The organism is Sphaerimonospora sp. CA-214678 (assembly GCF_050942215.1).
Taxonomy (GTDB): Bacteria; Actinomycetota; Actinomycetes; order Streptosporangiales; family Streptosporangiaceae; genus Sphaerimonospora.
In genome coordinates, this window is sequence record NZ_CP192056.1 from 1829213 (window position 1) to 1846303 (window position 17091).

Here is a 17091-nt window from a genome sequence, read left to right on the forward strand (position 1 = left end):
GGATGATCGCGCCGGGGCGGCCGCCGTGGCATTTCCCCCGGTGGAATCCGCCGCCGGAAGTGGACGTTGAAATCCTGGTCCAGGTGATAACTCCGGATTGCCGACGCGTCTCCGGGTAGGGTCAACTCCGGGAAAGTCGGTTGTCCGGCCGGCCAGGACTGGGCACTGTCTGAAGGAGCCGTCAATGGAGGACAGAACCGCATCGTGACAGCAACCGAGAGATCAGTCCAGCTCGTGCGGATCGCGGCCGAGGCCGCCGCCGAGAAGCTGGCCGACGACATCATCGCGTACGACGTGAGCGACCAGCTCGTGATCACCGACGCGTTCCTGCTCTGCTCGGCGTCCAACGATCGGCAGGTGCGTGCGGTGGTCGACGAGATCGAGGAGCGCCTGCGCGTCGAGGCCGACGCCAAGCCGGTACGCCGCGAGGGCGAGCGGGAGGGCCGCTGGGTGCTCCTCGACTACCTCGACATCGTCATTCACGTACAGCACGAAGAGGACCGGAACTTCTACGCGCTGGAGCGCCTCTGGAAGGACTGTCCCGCCATCGAGTTGCCGGAGAGCGTGAAGCGGGTGGCCGCGCAGCGTGGGGCGGCCCGATGAGACGACCGGGTGAGGCGGCGCGGCGGTCCCTGCGCCGGCGGCGGGGGGAGCGCCGGTGAGCCGCCGGGTCGTCTGTCTGCGACACGGTCAGACGCTGTGGAACGTGGAGAAGCGCTTCCAGGGGCACAGCGACATCCCGCTCGACGAGACCGGGGTGGCGCAGGCCGCGCGGGTGGCGTCCCTGCTCGCGGCGCTGCGGCCCTCGTTGATCGTCTCGTCTGATCTGCGCCGCGCGTTCGACACGGCCTCTGCTCTCGCCGGGCTCACCGGCCTGGGCATCGCCGTCGACAAGGACCTCAGGGAACGCGGCGGCGGCGAGTGGGAGGGCCTCACCCGTGACGAGATCAGGACGGGGTGGCCGGTCGAGTTCGAGGCATGGGAGGCTCCCGGCGGCGAGGACGTCGCCGACGTGGCCGCCCGCGTCTCCGACTCGATCCTGCGCTGGTCCGCACGGCTCGACGAGGGCGGTCTGCTGGTCGTGGTCTCGCACGGAGCCGCGCTCCGGCTGGGCATCGCCCGGTTGATGGGCCTGCCGCAGGAGCTGTGGTCGGCGCTCGGCAGCATCGGCAACTGCTCCTGGTCCGTGCTGGAGGAGGGCCGTAAGGGCTGGCGTCTCATGGAGCACAACGCGGGCACTCTGCCGGAGCCCGTCAGCAGCGACGACAGCCCCGAGGCCACCACGGCCGGAAGCTGAGCGCGTCCCTGCCGGAGGGGGACTGGATCGGCGGGGACGCCGCCGGGCCGATAATCTAGCGGCCATGTCCCCCACCTTCGACGGTGTCGTCTCCCGAGGCGAGGTCCGATGATCGGCGCGTTCTCCGGCTGGCTGATCGGCGCCGCGCTGCTGCTCGCCCTGGTGGCCGTGATCACGGCGATCCGTGACCGGCCCATGGGCGTGGTGCTGCTGGCCGGACTGGCCGTGCTGGAGGTGGCGCTGCTCATCCAGGCGGGACTGGCCCTCGCCGAGCTCGGCCAGGTGCGGGAGAAGGCCACCTTCATCGGATATCTCGCGGCCACGGTCGTCCTCCCGCCGGCCGCCGTGTGGTGGGGCCGGGCAGAGCGCACGCGCTGGGGCCCCGGCGTCATCGCGGTGGCCGCGTTCACCATTGCCGTCATGACCGGACGGCTCCTGCAGCTGTGGGACGCCGCGGCATGACCCAGGGCACGTCGGCGGAGCACACGGTCGGGTCGGGGCCGGGCCGCGTGCTGGTCGCGTTGTACGGCGTGTTCGCCCTGGCCGCCTCCGCGCGTGCCGCCGTCCAGATCGCGACGAAGTTCGCCGAGGCGCCGCTGGCGTACCTGCTGTCGGCCTTCGCGGCCGTCGTCTACATCGTGCTCACCGTGGCGCTGGCCCGCGGCGCCCGCCGGACGGCCCTGGTCGCCTGCGCGATCGAGCTCGCCGGGGTCCTGATCGTCGGCACACTGAGCCTGGCCGACGCTCAGGCCTTTCCGCATGCGACGGTCTGGTCCGGTTATGGCAGCGGGTACGGCTTCGTGCCGCTCGTGCTCCCGGTGGTCGGCCTGGTCTGGCTGCTGCGCCCGCGTCGCGCCTGAGACAGCCTCCGGGCTGATCGAGATACGTTTGAGACGATTGTGATACCTGTTCGGAAATATTCGGCGATCCTGCTATGCTTCATCCGGTCATAGGATGATTACATGATCGGCTAATGGGAGCGTGTTGCCGGCATGAGTGCCGTCGCCGAATTACCGGGGAAGCGTCGCCGGGGCCTGGTGCCCTGGCTCATCGCCGGGGGGATCGCCCTGGCGGCGCTGAACCTGCGGACCGCCGTCAGCAGCGTGGGCCCGGTCCTCGACCAGGTCACCGCCGGCCTTCGGATGTCCGCGGCGACGGCGGGTCTGCTCACGACGCTGCCGGTGCTCTGTTTCGCCGCGTTCGGCGCCGTGACGCCCGCGCTCTCCCGCCGCATGGGCGAGCAGCGGCTGGTCCTGGTGGCGCTCGTCCTCCTCGGCGCCGGCATGGCGGTGCGCTCGCTGGTCGACAGCGCCGGGGTGTTCCTGGCGGCCAGCGTGGTGGCGCTGGCCGGTGGAGCGATCGGCAACGTGGTGATCCCGGCGCTGATCAAACGGCACTTCCCCAGGCGCGGCGGCGCCATGACGACCATCTACACGACGGCCCTGGCCGCCGGGACGATGATCGCTGCCGCCGCGACCGTGCCCATCCAGCAGGCCGCCGGCGGAAGCTGGCATGTGGCCCTCGGTGCGTGGGCGGCTCTTGCCGTCGTCGCCGCCATTCCGTGGCTTGCGCTGTGGCGCGGTGAGCCGGAGCGGCGAAGCACCTCCACGGGTCCCGCGGATTCCGCCGAGGGCGGCGGCAGGATGCTGCGCAGCCGGCTCGCCTGGGCGGTGGCCGGATATTTCGGCTCCCAGTCGATGATCGCCTACATCATGTTCGGCTGGCTTCCCCTGATGCTGCGGGACGGCGGGTACACCTCCGGGGAGGCGGGGCTGGTCCTGGCGGTGTTCACCGGCTTCGGCATCCCCGTCTCGATCGTGGTGCCGTCCCTGGCGACCCGCTTCCGCGACCAACGGCCCATGGTGGCCGCTTTCATCGTCTTCTACCTGGTCGGGTTCGCCGGGCTGCTGACCGGTCAGGCGATGTGGTTCTGGTCGATCTTCGTGGCCGTCGGCATGGGGTCCTTCCCGCTGGCGCTGTCCATGCTGGCGCTGCGCACGAGGACGGCGGCGGCCACCGCCGGTCTGTCCGCGTTCGGGCAGAGCGCCGGTTACCTGATCGCGGGGGTCGGCCCGATCGCCTTCGGCGTCCTCTACGAGGTGGGCGGCGGCTGGACGCTGCCGTTCTGCCTGCTGTTCGCCGTGGCGGCGGTGCAGGCCGTCACCGGCTGGTACGCGGGGGCGGACCGGGTGCTCGACGACGAGATGCGGTCTTCCCCGCGGGGCGGGCGATTGCTCGACCGATTCCGGGGCAGTGGCGTCCGAGTCGACGACGGAAGGGGGAGAGATGAGCTCGATCGAGCACTCCGTCGAGGTGAAGGTGCCGACCAGGACGGCGTACAACCAGTGGACGCGGTTCGAGAGCTTCCCGGAATTCATGGAAGGTGTGGAGTCGGTCCGGCAGATCGACGACACGCGAACGCACTGGAGCGTCGAGATAGCCGGCGTCCGCCGGGAGTTCGAGGCGGAGATCACCGAGCAGCACCCGGACGAGAGAGTGGCCTGGCGGTCCCTCGACCGGCCGAGTCAGGCGGGCGTGGTGACGTTTCACCGGCTGAGCGACGACACGACCCGTGTGACGCTGCGGATGGAGCACGATCCCGAGGGTCTTGCCGAGAAGGCGGGCGAGTTGCTGCAGATCGTCCGCCTGCGCGTAAAGGGTGACCTGGAGCGCTTCAAGGACTTCATCGAGAAGCGCGGCGACGAGACCGTGGCCTGGCGGGGCGAGGTCCCCGGCCCGCATCAGCGCGACGGGGACGGGGCGCACGGAGAACGACGGGGCTCCGGCACCGGCTACGACATCGACGAGCCGATGCCGCCGCAGCCGGTGCGGCCCGAGTATCCGCCGCAGGCGCCGCTGCCGCCCCCCGGCGCCGGTCCGATCCCGCCGGTTCCGCCGGGCGGCCGGGGCTCGGTCCCGCCGCCGGGCGCGCCGGGGCCTGTGATCTGACCGGATTCGGCCCGGCCCGTCCTCCGGTTTCGGGTGTGGCGCGAGACGATGACCGGTCGTCTCGCCCGCGCCCGCCATGGCGGTCTCGCCGCGTCAGCGGGCACACGGCCTCGTTGCGATGGGAGGAGGATCCGGCGCGGACGCCGGTCGACGACCGGCCGCGCATTCTCGGATCACCGTGGGCGGCGGGATGGCACGCTCCAACGGATTGGTGTGACAGCCCGAGGCGACCTGACCTCGCCTCGGGCTGCCGTGGACAATCTTAAGGCCTCGCTCTTCGTGGCCGCGCCCAGGGGCGTACCTTCGGTGAGGTGGAGCCCTTCCGCGATCTCTCGCGCTGTCGTTCTGCCGATCTCTCGCGTGTCGCCGGCCGGTCGAGCCGGATATCGAAATCATTGAGATTCCCAGAGATTCGCGTGAAGGGTGGGCCTTCGGGCAAGAGCGAAGGACCAAGGTCCCTGATATCCGGTCCGTGCTTTCCGGCAGGCTAGGGACCGTGAAAGCGACTCTCGCCCCCCGGAGGGATGGAATGACAGCGGGTGCCGCCGCGCCGGAGACGAGAAGGGGCGGCCGGACGGCGGCCCTCGTGCTAGCCACCGCCGGGTTCGCGGTGAACTTCTGGGCCTGGGCCCTGCTGAGCCCGCTCGGGCCGGCGTACAAGGAACTACTCGGCCTGACTCCCTTCGAAGTGTCGGTCCTGGTCGCCATCCCGGTCATCGTCGGGTCGCTGGGCCGGATCGTGCTGGGCGCGCTGACCGACCGGTACGGCGGCCGCCTGATGTTCGGCCTGGCCAGCCTGGTCGGCGTGGTCCCGGTGGTCTTCCTCGCTTTCGCGGGCAGTTATCCGGCGCTGCTGGTCGGCGGGCTCGCCCTCGGCCTCACCGGTGCGACCTTCGCCATCGGCGTGCCGTACGTCAACGCATGGTTCCCGCCCGAGCGCCGGGGTCTGGCGCTCGGGATCTTCGGCATGGGCAACATCGGCACCGCGATCTCCGGATTCGCCACGCCGTGGCTGGCCGAGGAGTTCGGCCGCACGGTCCCGTTCTTCGCGGTCGCCGCCGCACTGGTGATCGTCGGGCTCGCCTTCCTCGCGGTCGGCCGCGACGCACCGGGCACGCAGCGGGCGTCCGAGCCGTTCCTCGCCCGGTTCACCGCCGCGGCGCGGCTGCGGATCACCCGGGAGCTGGCCGCGATGTACGCGCTGACCTTCGGCGGTTTCGTGGCGTTCGGCGTCTACCTGCCGCTGTACCTCCAGGAGGTCTACGGGCTGAGCACGGCCGACGCCGCGGCCCGCGCCGCCGGTTTCGTGGTGCTGGCCACCCTGGCCCGGCCGGTGGGCGGCTGGCTGGCCGACCGCGTGGGCGGCGCCCCTGTGCTCGCCTACTCGCTGTGCGCCGCGTTCACCTGCGCGATCATCGTCTCCTTCGCCCCGGCCATGCCGCTGGCGACGGTGGGCTTCCTGGCCCTGGCGGCAGCGCTCGGCCTGGGCAACGGGGCGGTGTTCGCCATGCTCGGGCGGAAGGTCCCCGCAGCCATGGTGGGCAGCGCCACCGGTGTGATCGGCGCGGCGGGCGGCCTGGGCGGGTTCCTGCCGCCGATCGTGATGGGGCTCATCTACCAGGCCACCGGGTCGTACTCCATCGGGCTGATGCTGCTCGCCGCGGTCACCTCCGCCGCGTTCGTCTACTGCTGGTTCGTCCTCCGGCGGTCCGGGCAGCCGGCGGCGCACGTGGCCGACGAGCCGATGGCACAGGTGAGCGACGCGACATGATCCGGAACAGAGAACGATCCGGCAGAGAAAGAGGACTCAGATGTCGAGGATAGACGGGCCGGTCGACGACGCCCTGGTGAAACTCGGCCGGCACCTGCGGCGCGGCCAGGTCGGCGACGACCTGCGGACGCTGCACCAGATCGGGGGCCGCCGGGGCGACGTGTTCTACCGGGACCGGTGGAGCCATGACAAGGTGGTGCGCTCCACCCACGGGGTGAACTGCACCGGCTCGTGCTCCTGGAAGGTGTACGTCAAGGACGGCATCATCACCTGGGAGGCGCAGCAGACGGACTATCCCAGTGTGGGCGGCGACCGGCCGGAGTACGAACCACGCGGCTGCCCGCGCGGCGCGGCGTTCTCCTGGTACACCTACTCGCCGACCCGGGTGCGCTTCCCGTACGCCAGGGGCGTGCTCGTGGAGATGTACCGCGAGGCCAAGGCGCGGCTGGGCGACCCCGTGGCGGCCTGGGCGGAGATCACCTCGGACCCGGACAAGCGCCGCCGCTACCAGTCGATCCGCGGCAAGGGCGGGCTGGTGAGGGTGACCTGGGACGAGGCCACCGAGATCGTCGCCGCGGCGCACGTGCACACGATCAAGACGTACGGCCCCGACCGGGTCGCCGGGTTCTCCCCGATCCCGGCCATGTCGATGGCCTCACACGCCGTCGGCGCACGGTTCGTCTCGTTGATCGGCGGCACGATGCTGTCGTTCTACGACTGGTACGCCGACCTGCCGGTGGCCTCGCCGCAGGTGTTCGGCGACCAGACGGACGTGCCGGAGTCGGCCGACTGGTGGGACGCGGCCTACCTGATGTTGTGGGGCTCCAACGTCCCGGTCACCCGTACCCCGGACGCGCACTACATGGCCGAGGCGCGCTACCGCGGGCAGAAGGTCGTCGTGCTCGCCCCCGACTACAACGACGCGGCCAAGTTCGCCGACGAGTGGCTCGCCCCGCATCCGGGCACCGACGGCGCCCTGGCCATGGCCATGGGACACGTGATCCTCAGGGAGTTCTTCGTCGAGCGGGAGACGCCGCACTTCACCGACTACGTCAAGCGGTTCACCGATCTGCCCTTTCTCGTACGGCTCAGCGAGCACGACGGGGGCGGTTACGTCCCCGGCAAGTTCCTCACCGCCGCCGATCTCGGCGAGGAGGGCGAGGACGCGGCGTTCAAGACCGTGTTGCTCGACCGGGGGACCGGCGAGCCCGTCGTGCCCGGCGGCTCACTCGGATTCCGCTACTCGGCCGAGGGGCAGGGCCGGTGGAACCTCGACCTCGGCGACGTCGACCCCACGCTGACCCTGATCGGTGAGGGCGAGGCCGTGCCCGTCTCGCTGCCGCGCTTCGACGCCGCTGCGGAGGAGGAGGCCGTGGACGGCGGGGTGCTGCGCCGCGGCGTGCCGGTCCGGCGGGTGGGCGGCCACCTCGTCACCACGGTCTTCGACCTGCTGCTCGCGCAGTACGGCGTGGTGCGCGACGGGCTGCCGGGGGAGTGGCCGGCCGGATACGACGACCCGGCGGTGCCGTACACGCCGGCCTGGCAGGAGAAGATCACGTCGGTGCCCGCGGCGGCGGCGGCCAGGATCGCCCGGGAGTTCGCGCGGAACGCCGAGGAGTCCGGGGGCCGGTCGATGATCATCCTCGGAGCCGGCACCAACCACTGGTTCCACTCCGACACGATGTACCGGTCGTTCCTCGCGCTGGTGACGCTCACCGGCTGCCAGGGCGTCAACGGCGGCGGCTGGGCGCACTACGTCGGGCAGGAGAAATGCCGCCCGATCACCGGCTGGGCGCAGCTGGCGTTCGGCCTCGACTGGAACCGGCCGCCCCGGCAGATGATCGGTACGGCCTACTTCTACCTGCACACCGATCAGTGGCGCTACGACGCCCACACCGCCGACGTGGTCGCCTCGCCGCTCGGCTCGGGCGTGTTCGACGGGAAGACGAGCGTCGACCTGCTCTCGCAGTCGGCCCGGATGGGCTGGATGCCGTCCTATCCCACGTTCGACCGCAATTCGCTGGATCTCGCCGACGAGGCCGAGGCGGCCGGCGGGCAGCCCGGGCCGTACATCGCGGAACGGGTGCAGGCGGGGGAGCTCGGCTTCGCCTGCGAGGATCCGGACGCGCCGGAGAACTGGCCGCGGGTGCTGACGGTCTGGCGGGCCAACCTGCTCGGGTCGTCGGCCAAGGGCAACGAGTACTTCCTGCGTCACCTGCTCGGCGCCGACTCGTCCGTACGCGCCGAGGAGCTGGAGCCCGGCCTGCGGCCCAGGGACGTGACCTGGCGTGAGGAGGGGCCGCGCGGCAAGCTCGACCTGCTGCTGTCGCTGGACTTCCGCATGACCTCGACCACGCTGTTCTCCGACATCGTGCTGCCGGCGGCCACGTGGTACGAGAAACACGACCTGTCGTCGACCGACATGCACCCGTTCGTCCACGCGTTCACCCCGGCGATCGATCCGCCCTGGCAGACCCGTACGGACTTCGCGGCCTTCCACGCGATCGCCAAGGCGTTCAGCGCGCTCGCCCGCACCCACCTGGGGGTGCGCAAGGACCTCGTGGCCGCCCCGCTCCTGCACGACACACCGGACGAGCTGGCCAACCCCCACGGGACGGTGCATGACTGGCGGGAGACCGGCCGGACGCCGGCGCCGGGCCGTACGTTCCCCAAGATCGTGTTGGTGGAGCGGGACTACGGCGCGATCGCCGAGCAGATGGCGGCGCTCGGGCCGCTGACCGACAAGCTGGGCGCCACGACCAAGGGCGTCACGTTCGACGTCGAGGCCGAGATCGGCCGGCTGCGCCGGATCAACGGGACCGTGCACGGCGGCGTCGCGGAGGGGCGGCCGTCCCTCGCGACCGACGTGCAGATGTGCGAGACGATCCTCGCGCTGTCCGGCACCACGAACGGACACCTGGCGGCGCAGGGGTTCGCCACGCTCGCCCGGCGCACCGGCACCGACATGTCCGGCCTGGCCGACGAGCACCGGCGGATCACCTTCGCCGACACGCAGGCCCGCCCGGTTCCGGTGATCACCTCACCCGAGTGGTCGGGCAGCGAGACCGACGGACGGCGCTACTCCGCCTTCACGATCAACCTCGAGCATCGCAAGCCCTGGCACACGCTCACCGGACGGCAGCACTTCTACCTCGACCACGACTGGATGCAGGAGGCCGGCGAGACGATGCCCGTCTACCGGCCGCCGCTGAACACGGCCGCGCTGGTCGACGCGGCCACCGGCGGCGACGGCGTCGCCGTACGCTATCTGACGCCGCACTCCAAGTGGTCGATCCACTCCGAATATCAGGACAACCTGCTGATGCTGACGCTGTCGCGCGGCGGCCCGAACATCTGGATGAGCCCGGCGGACGCGGCCAGGGCCGGGATCTCGGACAACGACTGGGTGGAGGCGGTCAACCGCAACGGCGTCGTCGTGGCCCGGGCCGTGGTCTCCCACCGGATGCCCGAGGGCACCGTGTACATGTACCACGCCCAGGAACGGGTCGTGGACGTGCCGAAGAGCGAGACCTCCGGCCGTCGCGGGGGAATCCACAACAGCCTGACCCGGCTGCTGATCAAGCCCACCCACCTCATCGGCGGCTACGCCCAGCTCTCCTTCGCCTTCAACTATCTCGGCCCGACGGGCCACCAGCGCGACGAGGTCACGGTGATCCGCCGCCGTTCCCAGGAGGTCGACTACTGATGACCAGGGTTATGGCGCAGCTCGCCATGGTGATGAACCTGGACAAGTGCATCGGCTGCCACACCTGCTCGGTCACCTGCAAGCAGGCCTGGACCAACCGGGCGGGCACCGAGTACGTCTGGTTCAACAACGTCGAGACCCGGCCGGGCCAGGGCTACCCCCGCACCTATCAGGACCAGGAGAAGTGGAAGGGCGGCTGGGAGCTCGGCAGGAACGGCCGGCTGCGGCTGAAGGCCGGCGGGCGGCTGCGCAAGCTGCTGACCATCTTCGCCAACCCGCTCATGCCGTCCATCAACGACTACTACGAGCCGTGGACGTACGACTACGACCGGCTGTTCTCCGCTCCCGTGAGCGAGGACACGCCGGTGGCCCGGCCCAGGTCGCTCATCACCGGCGAGCCGACGAAGATCAGGTGGAGTGCGAACTGGGACGACAACCTGGCCGGCGCCCCCGAGCTGGCCACCGCCGACCCGGTGCTGCGCAAGGTGTCCGACGAGGTCAAGCTGGAGTTCGAGCGGGCCTTCATGTTCTACCTGCCGCGCATCTGCGAGCACTGCCTCAACCCCTCGTGCGTGGCCTCCTGCCCGTCGGGGGCGATGTACAAGCGCTCGGAGGACGGCATCGTCCTGGTGGACCAGGACCGCTGCCGCGGCTGGCGGATGTGCGTGACGGGCTGCCCGTACAAGAAGGTGTACTTCAACCACCGGACCGGTAAGGCCGAGAAGTGCACGTTCTGCTACCCGAGGGTGGAAGTCGGCATCCCGACGGTGTGCGCGGAGACCTGCGTCGGCAGGCTGCGCTACATCGGGCTGATCCTGTACGACGCCGACCGGGTCGCCGAGGCCGCCTCGGTCAAGGACGAGAAGGCGCTGCTGGAGGCGCAGAAGAGCGTCATGCTCGACCCGCACGACCCCGAGGTGATCGCCGCGGCCCGCGAGTCCGGCATCCCGGAGGACTGGCTCGACGCGGCGCGGCGCTCGCCGATCCACAAGCTGATCTTCGAGTACGGCGTGGCCCTGCCGCTGCACCCCGAGTACCGCACGATGCCGATGGTCTGGTACGTCCCGCCGCTGTCGCCCGTGGTCGACGTGCTGACCAACACCGGTCACGACGGTGAGAAGGCGGGCAACCTGTTCGGCGCGATCGACGCGCTGCGCATCCCCATCGGCTACCTGGCCGAGATCTTCAGCGCCGGCGACCCGGAGCCGGTCCGCTCCGTGCTGCGCCGCCTCGCCGCGATGCGGGCCTACATGCGGGACATCAACCTCGGCCGGGAGCGCGACGAGTCGATCGCGACGGAGGTCGGGATGACCGGCGACACGATCGAGGAGATGTACCGGCTGCTGGCCATCGCCGCCTACGACGAGCGGTACGTCATCCCGAAGGCGCACGCCGAGCAGGGCGCCAAGCTGGAGGAGCTCGCCACCGGCTGCAGCCTGGACTACGAGGGCGGACCCGGCATGGGCGGGCCGTTCGGCGAGGCCTCCGGTGGGCCGGCGCCGGTGGCCGTGGAGAACTTCCACGCGCTGAAGGAACGCCAGGCCACCGACGACATCGAGCGGGCGAACGAGCTGCGCGGCCGGGTCAACCTGCTGAACTGGGACGGCAAGGGCACGCCCGACGGGCTGTTCCCGAAGCGGAAGGAGAAGCCGTGAACCGCCCCGATTCCCAGCGACACAGTGCCACGCGAAACGTGCACATGGCGGCGTCGGTGCTGCTGGGCTACCCCGACGAGAGGCTCGTCGAAGCGCTGCCCGTGCTCTCGCAGACCGTGGCCGGGCTGCCGGCCGGCGGTGGACTGGGGGAGGCCGCCGCCCGGATGACCGCCTTCCTCGACCACGTGGCCGTCACCCCGCTGCCCGAGCTGGCCGCGCACTACGTCGCGATATTCGACCTCAAGCGGCGCTGCTGCCCGTACCTCACCTATTACACCTACGGCGACACACGCAAGCGCGGCATGGCCCTGCTGCGCTTCAAGCACGCCTATCGGGAGGCCGGTTTCGAGGTGGCCGACGAGCTGCCCGATCACCTGGCCGTGGTCTGCGAGCTGTCCGGCCGGGGCGCCACCGAGGCGGCCGGCCGGCTGCTGCGGGAGCACCGCGCCGGCCTGGAGACCCTGCTGCACGCGCTGCGCACCGAGGCCTCGCCGTACGCCGAGGTGGTCGCGGCGGTGCTGGCCACGCTGCCCGAGCCCACCGCGCGCGAGCGCGCCGCCGCCCTGCGGCTGGCCGCGGAGGGACCACCGGCCGAGGAGGTCGGCCTGGAGCCGTTCGGCCTGGACGCGAGCCTGGACAGTGCCGGCCTGAACGCCGGTTCGGCACGGGGAGGAACCCGATGAACGCTCTCGACGTGACGCTGTGGGTGGTCGCCCCGTACGTGTCCCTGACCGTGTTCGTGCTGGGGCACGTCTGGCGCTACCGGTACGACAAGTTCGGCTGGACGACCCGCTCGTCCCAGATGTACGAGTCACGGCTGCTGCGAATCGGCAGCCCGCTGTTCCACTTCGGCATTCTCGTGGTGCTGCTCGGCCACATCGGGGGCCTGGTGATCCCCAAGAGCTGGACCGAGGCCGTCGGGGTGAGCGAGGAGGCCTACCACATCGTGGCCGTCGTGCTCGGCACGATCGCGGGCGTCTGCACGGTCGCCGGCATGGTCATCCTGATCTACCGCCGCCGCATGGTCGGCCCGGTGTTCACCGCCACCACACGCAACGACAAGCTGATGTACGCCCTGCTCGCGCTGACGATCCTGCTCGGGCTGGCCGCGACCGTCATGGCCAACATCGTCGGCGGCGGCTACGACTACCGCACCACGATCTCCCCGTGGTTCCGGTCGGTCTTCTACCTCCAGCCGGAGGCGAGCCTGATGGCGGGGGCCCCGCTGCTGTTCAAGCTGCACGCGTTCAGCGCGCTGGTGCTGTTCGCCGCGTGGCCGTTCACCCGGTTGGTGCACATGCTGACCGCCCCGGTCGGCTATCTGACCCGTCCGTACATCGTCTACCGCAGCCGCGAGGACCGGGCGGGCTCCCGCCCGCCGCGCCGCGGCTGGGAGCCGATCGGGCGTCCCTGACGCCCGCCGTGCCGTACCGGAACCCTGTCGCCGCTCACGCGCCGGTACGGCACGGCGGACCTGACCGGGCCCTTCCCCGGAGCCGCACGGGGAGGGGCCCTTCGCCTGCTCGCGCGTGCCCGATCGAGCGGTTCGGGCGGCCCTGACGCGGGGGCGCAGGCCGTGATGCTCGGTCGACAGGCCGGCGGTCATATGAGAGGAGACCCATCACGCCCGCTCGGATGTGAAATCCCGGCGGCGGCTCGCGCCGATTACCGTACTCGCACGGACTCCTATACACTGGGCTCGCGATCGCAAGGGGCTATAGCGCAGCTGGTAGCGCACCTCCATGGCATGGAGGGGGTCTGGGGTTCGAGTCCCCATAGCTCCACACACAGATGAATACGCGCAGATGAACGCGGATGAACAGGCCGCCTCCTATCCGGGGGCGGCTTTTCGGTGTCTTCGGGTGGGTTCCCCGTCGTTCAGTGCTTTCCTGTCGGTGCTTTCCTGTTGTCGGTGGGTTTCCGCCGGTGGGTTCTCACCGGTAGGGGAGCGGTCGAGGGCCGAAGGTCCCGGCCATGTCGGGACCTCAGATGAGCCGCGGACGAGCCGTACGGCTCTGCGATCCGGACGCCGGAAGCGATGTGATTAAGGCGTCGAACAAAGGAATCGCAAAGCGAAGGAAAGGGGCCGGTCATGGCCACCATCGAAGGACGTCGCCAGAGGAACAACGCCGGTGTCGTTCCCCCTGCCACCGAGACCGGCAAGCACACGGTCCCCGTCACCCGGCTCCCGGCGGACCCGGTCGCCGGCCGCGAGCGCGAAACGGACGGCACACGCACCGGACCCGCCGCCTACGCCTGGGCGCTCGCCCGGATCGCCCTCGGCTGGGTGTTCCTGTGGGCCTTCCTCGACAAGACCTTCGGCTGGGGCTTCGCCACCCCCGCAGACAAGGCCTGGGTGCAGGGCGGCAGCCCGACCACCGGTTTCCTGAAGGGCACGGCCGACAACGCGCTCGGCGGGTTCTACGCCGGGCTGGCCGGTCAGGGCTGGGTCGATCTGCTGTTCATGCTTGGCCTGCTGGGCGTCGGCGGGGCGCTCATCGTGGGGGCGGGGATGCGGATCGCGGCGGTCGCCGGAGGTCTGATGATGGTCCTGATGTGGGCCGCTGCACTGCCCCTGGCCACCAACCCCTTCATGGACGATCACATCGTCTACGCGATCGTGCTGGCCGGTCTGGCCCTGGCGAACGCCGGCGACACCCTGGGCATCGGCGCCCGGTGGGGTCGCACCGCCCTGGTCAAGCGGCTCCCGATCCTCAAGTGAGACCGCCCGCGGCGACTCGGCCGCATGTGGCGACGCGCCCACCCCCGGCCCCGGGGGTGGGCGCTTTTTTCGCCGGGCGCCCGATTTCTCTCGCCGCTGACCGTGACGCTCGCTCATCCGGCCCGAGCACCGGTAGGACTCCGATGGATCAGGGCAGGCCGTAGCGGATTCTGATGCTCCGGGCCTGGTCCTCGCTGACTTCCGGCGGTGTGCCGGCCAGCGCCCGTCGAAGGTCGGACAGGATCGCGTCGGCGCAGCCGCTGACACGGGTGCGGTGGTGAGTGAGCTGCTCATCGAATCGCTTGGCGGCCGGCCCCTTCCACACGCCGCCCTGGTGGAACGTCCGGAACTGGGTCTCGATGCCCTTCTCGATCTCTGCGAGCATCGGCTCCGCCGTACGCAGCGCGTCGCGCAACGCCAGATAGAGCGGATTGGGCACCAGTACGGCCATGCCGTGATCAGTCCTTCGTAACCGACGGGGTCTTCGGGGACGTCGCTTTCAGCGAGGGAGCAGCGGAGGGAGCGCTGACGCCGCTGAACAGTTTCGGCGCGATCAACTTGGCCAGTGCCAGCACATCGGCCGCGTTATCCCTCCCCTTGACGCCGGTCTCCAGCTCTATGACCTGAGTTGGCTCAATTTGGTGCGCACCTTCGGGGCTGCGGATCTGCTTGAGGGCGTCGCGTAGGTCGGCGGGCGGGGGGTCGGCGGTGGTTAGGACATGGTTGCCGGCTTGGATACGCACGGTGCGGACGAACCTCTTGATCGACCATCCAGTTGTGCTTCGACCCACCGGCCGACCGCCAGGGCGGCGAACACGATCGTCAGGTGCGCGTCGATGGATTCGCGTTTGTGGTGGTAGATCGGCCGTGCTTTGAGGTCGTGCTTGCTCATCCGGAAGGACTTTTCGATCTCGAACAGCCGATGGTAGGAGCTGATGACGAACTCGGCGGTGATGGGCGTCCCGCCCGGGCGGGCGGCGAGATTGGTGATGTAGTCCTCCAGCCCGGCCAGGGCTTTGGCTTGTCCATCAGCTCGGTGTTGACGCTCTTGGTGGCGCCGAACCCCAGCGCCTGGTAACCGCGTCATCGGCCGGCTGCTTTTCTACTCCGGCGTCCGGATCGCCGAGCTCGTCGCTCTGGACGACGACGGTGTCTCGATCAACGAGGCTACCCGCACCCTCAAGATCGGCCGCTCCACCGCCTACGCGGTACTCGTGGAGTGCTGACCAGCGGTTGTCCCCCGCATCCCGCTCCTGTCCTTGGGACCCTAGCGAGATCATTATCATCGATATAACGGCTGCCCGCCGGTTCCCCAACCCGAAGCTGGCGGCAAGGGCTCGCTGGGTTGTGGGTATACCACGCGTCAGGCCGGCGCTGGGCTGGTTGGTGCCGTCGGGTGCCCGGGATCGTCGCGGTGGAAAATCGCCAGGAGGGCGAACCAGGCCAGGATCATGATTCCGGCCGGGCGCAGGATTTCCTCAGCGAGAAGGGTGCCGACGAAGGAGTAGCCGGCGAGCCAGACGCCGGTGATGACGCCGACCACGCGGACCGGCCAGGAACGGCTGACCAGGGAACTCGCCACAATCCAGACGCCGGCGAGGACGTGGCCGCCGAGCCGGACCGCCCAGGCTGTGTCGTACTCGATCGCGTTGATCATCAGGATGCCGGCGAGTACGTCGAGTGCCACCCAGCCGTAGCCCGCGGCTTTGGCCCAGGGCGCCGCCTCCAGGCGTGATACCAGAAAGAGGATCGAGAGGTGGAAGAAGACACCCAGGTATTCTCCCCACGCTACCTCCGGGTCCGTGAAGAAGGCGATCACGGCAGGGAGGAACAGAAGGAGGGGTAGTAGCGCCACCAGGCGCAGGCTGGCGTAGTGCCGCCGAGGATCGAGCATCGGGGAAGTCCTTTTATATCGAGCCGTCTGGTCGGGTCGAACACTAGAGAAGAAGGTGTTGATATGTCAACAGTTGGGCCGGGTGAGGCGACCGAGCTGTGGTTGCGATGGAAACGCGCCCATGAGATGGTCCGTGCCGCCGTCATCGCCGAAACCACCGCGGCGTCCGGCGTCTCCGAGCCGGAATTGAGCGTCTTGGCCTGCCTGCACGAGTCCGGCGGGAGTCTGCGGCAGAACGCTCTCGCCGCCGCCCTCGGCTGGGACCGGACGCGGCTGTCGCACCTGCTGACCCGGATGGCCGACCGCGGCTATGTGGCCCGCGACAAGGTTCCGAACGGGATGGAGGTCGGGCTACGCCCGGCAGGCAGGCACATGATCGACGCGACGTTGCCGACACTGGAGACGGCCACCCGACGTCACCTGCTGGACCGGCTCGGCCCGGACGACGCCAAGACGCTCAAGGCCCTCATCGATCGCCTCCTGTCCGGCGAAGGGGCGGCAGCTGAGGCCAAGGCCGGGGCGCCCGACGCGGGGGCCGAGAAGGGTCGGCACCCCTCCCCGGCCACCGTCATGCGCGTGCTCCGCGACCACGACACCAGCATCGCCGAGCTGGAGGCAGGAGCCGACGACGCGAGTAACGACCGTAGTCCCTTGGCGGTACCCGAGCCGCAAGCTGTCCTTGGTCATGATCCAAAATCTTGATCAGACGGAGACCTCGGTCGGAGGGCTCCTGAGTTATCGCAGCCCACGGGCATATCCGATGAAAATTTCTTCATTGCCACTGGACTCCCGTGTTCCATCCGCGAGCTGACGATCTCCAACGGCCTGCCCGCCGCCGTCCCATCTTCCAGGCCCGTGTCCAGCTCTTGCTGGCCGGCGACCAGCCGCTGACGCGCCACCGCCTTGAGCGTCTCCAACTCGGCGTCGTCGTGCACCGACCCGACGTGCTCGATCTACCGGGATCCGCGGCGGGAGGAGTAGACGATCTGCACCGCCCGAGCGCCTGAGGCCGTCTTCACCGTCCGCACGTATGGAGACACGGCCACCAGAGTAGAGACGTGATCGACTTAGTGCGCACTTTTCGCCGCTCCCGATGG

14 protein-coding genes, 1 tRNA gene and 4 pseudogenes are annotated in these 17091 nt (G+C 69.9%); 15 read left to right on the top strand and 4 right to left on the bottom strand.

Annotation, left to right across the window (positions count from 1 at the left end; all coding sequences use genetic code 11):
* Positions 1–204: 204 nt before the first annotated feature.
* The 14 genes and pseudogenes from rsfS (at position 205) to ACQP1K_RS08530 (ending at position 14100) form a co-directional block, all read left to right on the top strand.
* Positions 205–603 (top strand): ribosome silencing factor, encoded by a 399-nt coding sequence (gene rsfS, locus ACQP1K_RS08465; RefSeq protein ID WP_055481457.1) that lies wholly within the window; start codon positions 205–207, stop codon positions 601–603.
* Positions 604–658: 55 nt separating this feature from the next.
* Entirely contained in the window at positions 659–1297 is a 639-nt protein-coding gene (locus ACQP1K_RS08470; RefSeq protein WP_433500315.1) for a histidine phosphatase family protein, read from the top strand.
* 108 nt (positions 1298–1405) lie between these two features.
* Entirely contained in the window at positions 1406–1759 is a 354-nt protein-coding gene (locus ACQP1K_RS08475; RefSeq protein WP_433500316.1) for a hypothetical protein, read from the top strand.
* Entirely contained in the window at positions 1756–2157 is a 402-nt protein-coding gene (locus ACQP1K_RS08480; protein WP_433500317.1) for a hypothetical protein, read from the top strand. Before ACQP1K_RS08475 ends, ACQP1K_RS08480 begins: the two co-directional genes overlap by 4 nt.
* Before the next feature lie 132 nt (positions 2158–2289).
* Positions 2290–3312: pseudogene (locus ACQP1K_RS08485) on the top strand (MFS transporter); the annotation flags it as partial.
* A gap of 271 nt (positions 3313–3583) precedes the next feature.
* A pseudogene (locus ACQP1K_RS08490) lies at positions 3584–3916 on the top strand (SRPBCC family protein); the annotation flags it as partial.
* A gap of 9 nt (positions 3917–3925) precedes the next feature.
* Entirely contained in the window at positions 3926–4246 is a 321-nt protein-coding gene (locus ACQP1K_RS08495) for a hypothetical protein (protein WP_433501687.1), read from the top strand.
* A 529-nt stretch (positions 4247–4775) separates the two neighbouring features.
* Positions 4776–6017, top strand: a complete 1242-nt coding sequence (locus ACQP1K_RS08500) for an MFS transporter (protein ID WP_433500318.1) — start codon at positions 4776–4778, stop codon at positions 6015–6017.
* A gap of 40 nt (positions 6018–6057) precedes the next feature.
* Complete coding sequence (locus ACQP1K_RS08505; RefSeq protein ID WP_433500319.1) at positions 6058–9723, top strand: nitrate reductase subunit alpha; 3666 nt, start codon at positions 6058–6060, stop codon at positions 9721–9723.
* Entirely contained in the window at positions 9723–11378 is a 1656-nt protein-coding gene (gene narH, locus ACQP1K_RS08510; RefSeq protein WP_433500320.1) for a nitrate reductase subunit beta, read from the top strand. The genes ACQP1K_RS08505 and narH overlap by 1 nt, the downstream gene beginning before the upstream one ends.
* Entirely contained in the window at positions 11375–12061 is a 687-nt protein-coding gene (gene narJ / locus ACQP1K_RS08515; protein WP_433500321.1) for a nitrate reductase molybdenum cofactor assembly chaperone, read from the top strand. Before narH ends, narJ begins: the two co-directional genes overlap by 4 nt.
* On the top strand, positions 12058–12792 hold the full coding sequence (narI, locus tag ACQP1K_RS08520) for a respiratory nitrate reductase subunit gamma (protein WP_433500322.1): 735 nt from the start codon (positions 12058–12060) through the stop codon (positions 12790–12792). Before narJ ends, narI begins: the two co-directional genes overlap by 4 nt.
* 297 nt (positions 12793–13089) lie before the next feature.
* A tRNA-Ala gene (locus ACQP1K_RS08525) sits at positions 13090–13162 on the top strand.
* A 308-nt stretch (positions 13163–13470) separates the two neighbouring features.
* On the top strand, positions 13471–14100 hold the full coding sequence (locus ACQP1K_RS08530) for a hypothetical protein (protein ID WP_433500323.1): 630 nt from the start codon (positions 13471–13473) through the stop codon (positions 14098–14100).
* Between the two features lie 148 nt (positions 14101–14248).
* On the opposite strand, the gene ACQP1K_RS08535 is transcribed toward ACQP1K_RS08530, so the two are convergent.
* The 3 genes and pseudogenes from ACQP1K_RS08535 to ACQP1K_RS08545 form a co-directional block, all read right to left on the bottom strand.
* Positions 14249–14551, bottom strand: a complete 303-nt coding sequence (locus ACQP1K_RS08535) for a hypothetical protein (protein ID WP_433500324.1) — start codon at positions 14549–14551, stop codon at positions 14249–14251.
* Positions 14552–14741: 190 nt separating this feature from the next.
* Positions 14742–15159: pseudogene (locus ACQP1K_RS08540) on the bottom strand (IS1634 family transposase); the annotation flags it as partial.
* 304 nt (positions 15160–15463) lie between these two features.
* On the bottom strand, positions 15464–15994 hold the full coding sequence (locus ACQP1K_RS08545) for a hypothetical protein (RefSeq protein ID WP_433500325.1): 531 nt from the start codon (positions 15992–15994) through the stop codon (positions 15464–15466).
* A 63-nt stretch (positions 15995–16057) separates the two neighbouring features.
* On the opposite strand from ACQP1K_RS08545, the gene ACQP1K_RS08550 reads away from it, so the two are divergent.
* Positions 16058–16696, top strand: coding sequence for a MarR family winged helix-turn-helix transcriptional regulator (locus ACQP1K_RS08550; RefSeq protein WP_433500326.1), 639 nt, complete (start codon positions 16058–16060; stop codon positions 16694–16696).
* Between the two features lie 89 nt (positions 16697–16785).
* On the opposite strand, the pseudogene ACQP1K_RS08555 reads toward ACQP1K_RS08550, so the two are convergent.
* Positions 16786–17034, bottom strand: a pseudogene (locus ACQP1K_RS08555) (IS1634 family transposase); the annotation flags it as partial.
* Between the last annotated feature and the right edge of the window lie 57 nt (positions 17035–17091).